This window comes from Synechococcus sp. R55.2, assembly GCF_047462075.1.
Taxonomy (GTDB): domain Bacteria; phylum Cyanobacteriota; class Cyanobacteriia; order Thermostichales; family Thermostichaceae; genus Thermostichus.
This window is the reverse complement of sequence record NZ_JANSIH010000088.1, coordinates 1-8642: the sequence shown is the minus strand read 5'-3', so window position 1 is coordinate 8642 and position 8642 is coordinate 1. Positions and strand designations below refer to the sequence as shown.

At 59.8% G+C, this 8642-nt stretch carries 8 protein-coding genes and 2 pseudogenes; 5 read left to right on the top strand and 5 right to left on the bottom strand.

Going from position 1 to position 8642, the window contains the following annotated elements; all coding sequences use genetic code 11:
• A pseudogene (locus NW838_RS03310) lies at window positions 1-295 on the top strand (hypothetical protein); the annotation flags it as partial.
• A 256-nt stretch (window positions 296-551) separates the two neighbouring features.
• On the opposite strand, the gene NW838_RS03305 reads toward NW838_RS03310, so the two are convergent.
• A complete protein-coding gene (locus NW838_RS03305; protein ID WP_414357479.1) occupies window positions 552-1694 on the bottom strand; it encodes an AI-2E family transporter in 1143 nt (380 codons plus the stop codon).
• Window positions 1695-1767: 73 nt separating this feature from the next.
• Between NW838_RS03305 and xseA the strand changes: the two genes are divergently transcribed.
• The 3 genes from xseA (at window position 1768) to folD (ending at window position 4239) form a co-directional block, all read left to right on the top strand.
• Window positions 1768-3048, top strand: a complete 1281-nt coding sequence (xseA, locus tag NW838_RS03300; RefSeq protein ID WP_414427493.1) for an exodeoxyribonuclease VII large subunit — start codon at window positions 1768-1770, stop codon at window positions 3046-3048.
• Window positions 3029-3265 (top strand): exodeoxyribonuclease VII small subunit, encoded by a 237-nt coding sequence (gene xseB / locus NW838_RS03295; protein WP_414357481.1) that lies wholly within the window; start codon window positions 3029-3031, stop codon window positions 3263-3265. The genes xseA and xseB overlap by 20 nt, the downstream gene beginning before the upstream one ends.
• Window positions 3266-3357: 92 nt before the next feature.
• A complete protein-coding gene (gene folD / locus NW838_RS03290) occupies window positions 3358-4239 on the top strand; it encodes a bifunctional methylenetetrahydrofolate dehydrogenase/methenyltetrahydrofolate cyclohydrolase FolD (RefSeq protein WP_011431762.1) in 882 nt (293 codons plus the stop codon).
• A 263-nt stretch (window positions 4240-4502) separates the two neighbouring features.
• Here the strand turns inward: folD and NW838_RS03285 are convergent, their stop codons facing one another.
• From NW838_RS03285 to NW838_RS03270, 4 genes are all read right to left on the bottom strand, one after another.
• Complete coding sequence (locus NW838_RS03285; RefSeq protein ID WP_414357482.1) at window positions 4503-5012, bottom strand: hypothetical protein; 510 nt, start codon at window positions 5010-5012, stop codon at window positions 4503-4505.
• Window positions 5013-5333: 321 nt separating this feature from the next.
• Window positions 5334-5951 carry an Npun_F5749 family FMN-dependent PPOX-type flavoprotein gene (locus NW838_RS03280; RefSeq protein WP_414357483.1) on the bottom strand — a complete coding sequence of 206 codons (618 nt, stop codon included), beginning with the start codon at window positions 5949-5951 and terminating at the stop codon, window positions 5334-5336.
• A gap of 48 nt (window positions 5952-5999) precedes the next feature.
• On the bottom strand, window positions 6000-7301 hold the full coding sequence (locus NW838_RS03275) for a GNAT family N-acetyltransferase (RefSeq protein ID WP_414427492.1): 1302 nt from the start codon (window positions 7299-7301) through the stop codon (window positions 6000-6002).
• A 200-nt stretch (window positions 7302-7501) separates the two neighbouring features.
• Window positions 7502-8155: a DUF3386 domain-containing protein gene (locus NW838_RS03270; RefSeq protein WP_414357485.1), complete on the bottom strand. Its 654-nt coding sequence runs from the start codon at window positions 8153-8155 to the stop codon at window positions 7502-7504.
• Window positions 8156-8428: 273 nt separating this feature from the next.
• Between NW838_RS03270 and NW838_RS03265 the strand changes: the two are divergent.
• A pseudogene (locus NW838_RS03265) lies at window positions 8429-8642 on the top strand (UDP-N-acetylglucosamine 1-carboxyvinyltransferase); the annotation flags it as partial.

Genomic DNA, 8642 nt, shown 5'->3' with positions numbered 1-8642 from the left:
GCTTGCACCTCGTCGCCAGCCGCGCTTTCAACTGGGCCGCCCCCGTCCGACACCAGAGGGGATCCCGGCTGTTCCAACGCCACCGCCCGTGGTGGCCACTCCTGAACCTGAGCTTACGCCTGAGCCCAGCCCAGAGCCCTCTCCGCAAGCTGTGCCCACTTCAACTCCCCAGCCTGTGGCTACGCCTTTGCCGCGCGTGACCCCCATTCCCTTCCAGGAGCGGCGGGTGCGACAGCAGGGGTTGCGGCTTTTCCCGCCGGGACTCCACAGTCCGGCCTTGCCAGGTGAGCGATAGCGGGACAGAATCCTTGGTTGACAGAATGCCCTTCGCACAGCGGGCCGTGGGCCTCACTGTTTCCCCGATGCCGCTCTGCCTGGGTGCGCAGTTGCCAGTTGTCGCGTTCTCACACCGGTCAAGCGCGAGGAGCGTGGAGCGACGGGAAAGAATCCCCCGGCTCTAGCCGTGGGGAGAACGTCGATTCCTGCCCAATGGAAGGGCCGGTCGTGTGGCTAAGCTGATGGGGTTGAGCCAAGTCAGGAGCATTGCTCCCTTAACCATCTCGCACCGATTGCGGCGGCGGGATGGGATCCTGGGTGGAGCTCTGGATCCCATTCTCTCCACTTTCCAACCTGAGCAAGGGCCGCAATCGGGATCCCTGCCAGGGATCCAGGACATCCCGAATTAGCACCTCCTGAATCCACACCTGCAGGATTGCCGCCAAAGGCACGGCCAGGAACAGGCCCAGCACCCCAAAGAAAAAGGCTGAAGTAACTTGAGCTACTAGGGTTAGGGCGGGCAGGAGCGACACCTGTCGGGACATAACGATGGGGGTGAAGACGCTGCTTTCCAACTGCTGGATCAGGATATACAGCCCCAGCACTGCCAAGGACTTCCAAGGGGCATCCGTGAGGGCTACCAGCATGGGGGCTACCACGCTTAAGGTGGGGCCGATATTGGGGATGAAGTTGAACAATCCCGCCAGCACCGCATTGGCCAAGATCAGGGGCACCCCCAAAATCCACAGCCCGATCCCACTCAGCAGCATCACCAAGGTGCTGGTAAACAGGATCCCCATCAGCCAGCCCCGCAGCGCCAGCTCACAGCGCTTGAGGATGTAGCGAATGCGGGGACGGTAAAAGGCCGGGAAAACCGAGACAAAAGCGCGACTGTAGGCTTGGGGATCCGCCAACAACAAAATGGTGAGGATGATTACAAACAATAGGTTGAGCAGGGTGCCGAAAAAGGCAGTGAAGGACTCGGAGAAAAAGTCGCGCACCTGTCGCACCAACTCGGTGGCCTGGGGCACCAAGCTATTGGCCAATTCCCGCAGCGTCGGCAGCTCAATATCCGTCGGCAAAGAGAGGATCAAGCTCTCGAACAGCCGCTGCGCTTGCACGATCCCGGCGGGCACCCCATCGGTAAACAGCCGCCGCAACTGCTCCGCCAGGGGGGGCACCACGATTAGCCCCACCAAGATCGCGGCCACCAAAACCGTCAAACTGGTGATGACAATTGAGGGGCCACGCCGAAAGCCGTAGCGCTGTGGGATCTGGGCCAAGGTATCCAATGCTACTGCCAACACAATGGCCGCGAACACCAACAGCAGGATCTGCCGGATCTGCCAAAGCAGAACTAGCAGGCCCAACAGCGCCCCTAGCCCCAGCCACTGGGCGAAGGTCACCCGCCAGCTCACCTCCTCTCTCGCCCGGTTGTCGCCTATTCTAGATGGGATCCCGACAAGTCCCATCGCTATTCGAGAACCCTGGATGCGCGATCCTGTCCCTTCAGAAGTGACTTTAGCCGCCCGCAGCAGTGGGATGGAGTTTTTGCTCACGGATGAAGCTCCCCTGCTCTCGGTGGGGGGAGTGTCCCGTTATTTGAAATCGCTGCTGGCCGGGGATCCCTACTTGGCCAGGCTGTGGGTGAGCGGGGAAGTATCCAGTTGCCAGCGCAACCGCAATGGCCACCTGTTCTTGACCCTGACCGATCCGGAAACCGGCGACGTTCTCAAGGGGGTGGTCTGGCAGGGCCAAACTTCCCGGCTCAGTTTCTGGCCGGAAGTGGGGCAGCAGGTGCTCGCCCTTGGGCAAATCGGCATCTACAGTGGCGGCAGCTATTATCGCCTCGTCATCTGGCAATTGCTGCCTGCCGGGGAAGGGCTGTTGGCGTTGCGATTTCAACAGCTCAAGGCCCGCCTCAGTGCCGAGGGCTTGTTCGACAACCAACGACCTCTGCCTGTTCACCCCCAGTGCATTGCTGTCGTCAGTTCCCCCCACGCTGCCGGCTGGGGAGATATTCGGCGCACCCTCAACCAGCGCTACCCCGGGCTACGGGTGCTGTTCTCCCCGGCTCAAGTGCAAGGGGAAGCGGCCCCAGAGTCAATTGTGCGGGCCATTCGCCGGGTGGAGCGGGATGGGCGGGCCGAAGTGCTTTTGCTGGCGCGGGGCGGCGGAGCCAGTGAGGATTTGGCCTGCTTTAACGATGAGCGGGTGGTGCGAGCGATTGCCGAATGTCGGATCCCGGTGGTCACCGGGATTGGCCACCAGCGGGATGAAACCCTGGCGGACTACGCTGCCGACTACGCCGCCCACACCCCAACGGCGGCTGCCGAGCGGATCGTGCCGGATCTGGGGGAATTGCAGCGCCAGGGATCCCAGTTGCGCCAGAAGTTGATCGAACGCACTCGCCAAGCTTTGGAAAGGGCCCAGCAGCGTTTGCAGCAGGCCCAACACCACCTGGCTTACGTGCATCCAGAGCGGCTGTTGCAACAGGCTCAGGATCGCTTGACCCAACACCAACATCGCCTGCTCCAAGCCGTGCGCCATCGCTTCCAGCAACGCCAACAGCACCAACAGGCCCTGCAAGATCGCCTCCAAGCGCTCGATCCCGAAGCCATTCTGAAACGGGGCTATGCCTTGGTGCGAGATGAAGAGGGATCCCTGATCCGCACCCATCGCCTGCCTCCCCAAACCCGCCTGATGATACAACTGGCCTCGGGAAGCCTATGGGTACGAGTAGAGGAGAGCCATGAGCCGCCGCAAACGTGAGGAGCCGTGGCGCTATGAAGCAGCCATTGCCGAGGTGGAAACTTTGATTGCCCAGATTGAATCGGGGGAACTGGATCTGGCGGAAGTGGTGGAGCGCTTTCAACAGGCCGCCCAAACCCTGAAAACCTGCGCGGACTTTTTAGAGCAAAAGCGGCAGCAGGTGGAGATCATCATCGAGCAATTGGGCCAAGAGGAAGAAGACTCGCAGGCGTTCTAGGGATCCCACCTGATCATTCCCCCTGCACTGCTGTCGCCATTCTGCTTCACTATGGATGGTCGTTGGATGGTTGTCTTTATCCTTGCGCCCCCATGCCCGCAAAGATCCTCGATGGCAAAGCCTTAGCCGCCCGCTTGCAAGCGGAGATGGCCGCCCAAGTGCAAGCTTGGATACCCCAGGTGGGGCGGCCACCGGGATTGGCAGTGCTGCGGGTTGGAGAGGATCCCGCCAGTGCGGCTTACGTGCGTGGCAAAGAGCGGGCCTGTGAGCGGTTGGGCATTGCTTCTTTTGGCCGACATTTTTCCGCCCAAGACTCCCCTGCCCATTTGCTCGACACCATCGACCAACTCAATCAGGACGAGCGGGTGGATGGCATCCTCGTCCAACTGCCCCTGCCCCCCGGCTGGGATCCCATCCCCCCCCTTCTGGCCATCAATCCCGACAAAGATGTGGATGGACTCCATCCCCTCAACCTGGGCCGGCTGTTGCGCGGCGAGCCCGGCCTACGCAGTTGTACCCCTTTGGGCGTGATGCGCCTGTTGCAGGCAGAAGGGATCCCGATTGCAGGCCGAAAGGCAGTGGTGGTCGGTCGCAGCATCTTGGTGGGCAAGCCCTTGAGCTTGATGTTGTTGGCCGCCGATGCGACGGTCACCCTAGCCCACTCCCGCACCCCCGACTTGGCAGAAGTGACCCGCGCCGCCGACATTGTGGTGATGGCCGTGGGCCGCCCCCGCCTATTGAGGGCAGACATGGTGAAACCCGGCGCGGTGGTCATCGACGTTGGCATCAACCGCATCGAGACCCCCACCGGAGCCGAGCAATTGGTGGGAGATGTGGACTATGAAGCGGTCAAAGAGTTGGCCGCTGCCATCACGCCCGTACCGGGAGGCGTAGGGCCGATGACGGTAACGATGCTGCTGGCCAACACCCTACAGAGCTATAAACTGCGCAGCCACTTGTGTAGTCATTATTAAACAGGAATGAAACATTTCTGTTGCATTGTTCCCTAACTTCCCTCTCTCTCTGGGAGAAGAGCTGGGGTTGGTCGCGGCAGCGGCACAGAGCGCTTGGGGAGTGTCTCAATCTAGCTTGAAATGACTATGGTTTGGAGACTGTTCTCAAAATGTTCTGTTGCTTGGATCCTCCCCCTTTGGCCCAGAAGAGTGAGGAATGGAGAAGTTGCCCCAGAGGAGTTTGAGGTGACCGCTGCAAATGTCCAAGCTGCGCGCGGAGCACCCTAAGGCTGCAAGATCATCGACCAGGAGCCGCTCTCCCCATCCCAAAACGGGGCCAGAGACTCTCCCACCACATTGGGCCCCCAATAGCGGCGGGTTCCATCCAGGGCGAAAGCCACCACAATGTCTCCGGGGCCGATTTGCAGCGGTTCCTCTCCCAAGCTCAGCAGCAATCCCTCGCTCCCCCCCTCTCCAGGGGCAAAGTCCCAGTGGGCCGTTTCCGGATTGATCATCCGTTCGCCGCTGCGCATCAAGATCACCAGCCGAACCGGATGGGGCGTGCGATTGCCGACCCGAAAGGGTCCCGTACGGGCGGAGGTGGGGACAGCCTGGGGGGGCAAGGCAGGTTCTGAGTGCAGAACAGGGACAACATTCCCCTCAACAGAATCTTCCAAGGCTTTCAGCGTCGGTTTCTCCAGAGTTTGTGCTCTCAATCCCTGCACAAGAACCCCTACCCCAACCAAAGCGACAGACAACACTAGGGATCCCTTGCCCCTCAAGGCCCTGTTCATGGATGGCCCACCAGCGAAAAGAGAGGCGACAGCCCGAGCAATGTAGGCAGAAAATGACCAGATCAAGACGCACATCGAGACCACTGCAAGCCAAAGTGATACGTGTCGAGTTAGACAAAAGGCATCAACTGCTGCCCTACCACCGATAGACCAGGCATGCGCATACAGAGTTCCATCTGAGGGCAACGCCCCCCACCGTGCAGAACAGGATTGTTCAGCTACGTTAACACGTCCATTCCTCTATTCTTTGGGCTTTCGGGGAACGTCAAGGAAAGAAGGGATCCCCCACTCCAGACCAGGCTAAGCAAGTTTGGATCCCTTTTAGGGATTCACAGCCCGACGCTGCCACCCTTTGGAAGTGCGCTCGTACACCGTCCGCAATTGGGGATAGATCTGATCCCCCTTAAGCTGTAGGTGATCCACCTCCGTTGGCTCCAGCAGTAAAGCCACAAAGGTCTGCGGAGGCAGCAGATCTTTCTCTTTCGGCAACTCCTGGATAAAAGCCTCTGGCGGGGCAAGCAGCCCCTTAGGTTCCGGCCAAAACCAGAGGAGCCGTCCTTTTTCCGATATCTGTTGCCACAACTGTTGCCGCTGGCGCTGAGCTTGGGGATCCGGATGATCGGCGGCGATGGCCTCAAGGGTGCCAGCGATGCGGAATTGTTCGCGGGTTTTGCAGAAATACCAGCAGATCTGGGCTTGGGGGCAGTGGGCAATTTGTCGGATCTTCTCGCTGCGACTATCCACCGCCAATTGAATGCGGTCGGTATCGCCCAAAAACCCCCGGAAAACGACCGTGCGGTTGCGCGGATGCCCCTGGGGATCCACCGTGGCCAATTGCAAATACCGCACACCGGGATCGCTACGGTTCCGGTGCAGTGCCGCCTGAATCAGCGCCCGCCAAGAGGGATCCGCAGTAGAATTGCCCTTCGGGTCTTTCATCCGTTTTTCGCAAGGTGCAAGCAAGCCAGGATTGGGGCTCTCTCTCCCTTAGCTAGGGGGTGGAGAAGCCTCAGATTGGGAGTCTCTGGAGAGCCCTGGTGAAGACTCCACACCGCTGACGCGACCAGAGCTGGGATCTGGCTCGGTTGGGCTAATGGGATGAAAGTGGTGCTCTACCCAGCCCTCCGGCGGCCCCTCAAACCGCTCCGGCACTGGCTGCTTCACCTGTAATCCCCGCAGCATCGCGTTGAGATAAGCACTATCCCAGGTAAAGAGGCGGCTTTCGCGGATTTTGTGCCACACCGAACGCGACATCAGCAACGTCCGCTCCACATCTCGAGCCCCCAGCTTGAGCAAGAACTCCTCCCGTTCCGGCTGGTAATCGGTGGAGGCCAAGGCCAGAGATTGCGGCGGATGAGCCTGAGTAAGCTGGGCCATCTTGGCCATGAGTTCGGGGTAGAGCCAAGTGTAGGCGGGGTGAACCGTGAGCTTGGCCACATGAGGTTGCTGCCCGGTGCGATCCAACTTCAAGTTGAAGTAGCCAATGGCGGTTTTGCGTTCGGGCTCATAAACACACACTTCCACCCGTTCCGTCTGGCTGATGGCGCATTTGGCCTGCTCCAAGAGCCAATCCAGTGGGTTGGTGCGAAAATCGTTCACCTCGCGGTCGTACACCTGGCGCACATTGGCGGGCATGGATCCCGTATCCAGTTGGTAGATGGCGTAGGCATCCCGATTGGTCACCGGCACCAGGTTGGGCAATTTGGGCTCGTGCCGGCTGAGGGCCGCCAGAATATCGGCTGGAACCGACCAGTAGGTGATCTGGGCTAGGGGTTGGAAGCCGTTGCGCCGGTAGAGCGCCATTGCCCCTTTGTTGTGGATGTTCACCTCCAGGATCCAGGTGCGAGCTTCCCGAAAGTGCTCCATGCAGTGCTTGAGCAGCCGGGATCCCACCCCCTGGCGCTGGGCAGAGGGCGCTACCGCGATATGGTCGACCCGCCAGGTGCTGCGGGAATGGTTGAAGGGAGAAACCTGAATCACCCCCTGAATCTTGCCCTTCAGCTCCGCCACATGCACTGTAAACATGTGCTGAAAGCGATTGGGAAACAGGGTCAGGGTTTTCAGGGGCCCATACCACTGGCGCAACCGCCGCACTTGGCGACGAATATCCACCGAGCGGCTGCTGTACTCTTCATCAAAGGCTTGCGCCAAAATCTCTTCCACAGCCTCCAGATCCCCCAGTTGGGCGGGGCGAATGATCAGTTCAGGGGCACCAATGGGGGCTTCGGCATCCGGGTCGGGTCTTGCTGTGGTGTTGTCCATGCCAATCGCAGGCGGGAGAATATTCAAAGCATAGCTCAGGCTCTCTTGCTTTTTCTAACCGGGAGGATCGTTCTGCAACAAAGCTTGAAAGCCTACAGATCGGCTTTCCCGTTATCGAGAAAGGCTTGGCCGCCAAGAAGGGCGTGAACTCAGCCTCCCGGTAGCTGCCCAACAATGACGAATGGGAGAGCCGGCCCTCTACCCCGCAGAGAGCAATGCCGGGTCGCTCACGCCCCAACGTCTAGCAAGGTCAAGTTGCTGAAGGTGAAGCGCTTCTCCACAGGGCCGGTTTCCGTCTCGGTCTGGATACGCCGCTCCGAGAGGATGTAGTACTGGCCCACTTTTGTATACAGATCCTCGAATTGGCTGCGCCCGCCCTTTTGCTCGCCCGTTTGGGGATCGTGATAGACGGAATCGTAGCGGTGGGAAAGATAGCCTTCGCCGGTATCGTGGCTGCTGAAGGTGTGGATGGTAACCACCACTCCGTGGATATGCCGATGCACCATGGTAACCTGGTTATCGCGCACGTGGTAGCGATCCCCTTCGGCTTTGCCCCCCACCAAGATCTCTACTGTGCCATCGGGCAGGGTTTGGCCGTAACGGAAGGTGTTGTTCCCATGGGTCTCGTCGAAGCTGCGGCGCACCCGGTGAATGGCAATCTCCCAGAGTTGGTTGTGAATGGCTTTTCGAGCTTCCTCATCTTCTACGCCCGTAACGGTGGCCTTTAGGTCTGCCCCCACTCGCACCTGCCCAACGAATGTGCGCTCCCCATCCCAATAGGTGACCTCGGCGCTGTAGCCTGGGAAAGCGGGATCCCAGGTGTAGCGGTTTTCATAGGCGGCCCGAAACAACTCTTGGGCAGAGACTTGAGTGGCGATCATCGGCTGTCTCCTTCCTGTTTTCCTTGCAAGCACTTCCCCTGAGCATCCATCATACCGCCCCCTGCTGTTGGGCTGCCCCCCAGTTGCCTTCGCTGAGAGCCTGCATCTGGTGAACTGGCCTAGCCGCTCCCCTGTCCGCTGCTGCAGGATAGAAGCACAGCCATGGGAACTTCTTCCTCACACCCAATTTGGCTTGCGAGTTTAGCCGCTGCTGTGATCCCCAGAGTATTCTCTGAGAAGGGTTCGCCTATTTTTTGTGGGTGAGGAGGGAGATTGAAAGGTTTTGACAATCGCGTCAGCGGGGCGGATCCCCTAGAGCCTGGCCTGACGCCGCCCCAGACCGGCATGGCAACCGCGCCAGAGATGATGGGGCCAGTGCTGAAAATCATTGGCAAGCAGACCCTGAGTGGCCACATCCCTATTGGCGGGGCAAAAAACTCTGCCTTGGCGCTGATGGCCGGGGCCATCTTGGCTCCTGAGGCTTGTC

Coding starts and splice junctions, on each gene's coding strand:
- xseB (WP_414357481.1), top strand. CDS start 3,029: ATGAGCCGCCGCAAACGTGAGGAGCCGTGGCGCTATGAAGCAGCCATT.
- NW838_RS03280 (WP_414357483.1), bottom strand. CDS start 5,951: ATGAAAGACCCGAAGGGCAATTCTACTGCGGATCCCTCTTGGCGGGCG.
- NW838_RS03285 (WP_414357482.1), bottom strand. CDS start 5,012: ATGAACAGGGCCTTGAGGGGCAAGGGATCCCTAGTGTTGTCTGTCGCT.
- folD (WP_011431762.1), top strand. CDS start 3,358: ATGCCCGCAAAGATCCTCGATGGCAAAGCCTTAGCCGCCCGCTTGCAA.
- NW838_RS03270 (WP_414357485.1), bottom strand. CDS start 8,155: ATGATCGCCACTCAAGTCTCTGCCCAAGAGTTGTTTCGGGCCGCCTAT.
- xseA (WP_414427493.1), top strand. CDS start 1,768: ATGCGCGATCCTGTCCCTTCAGAAGTGACTTTAGCCGCCCGCAGCAGT.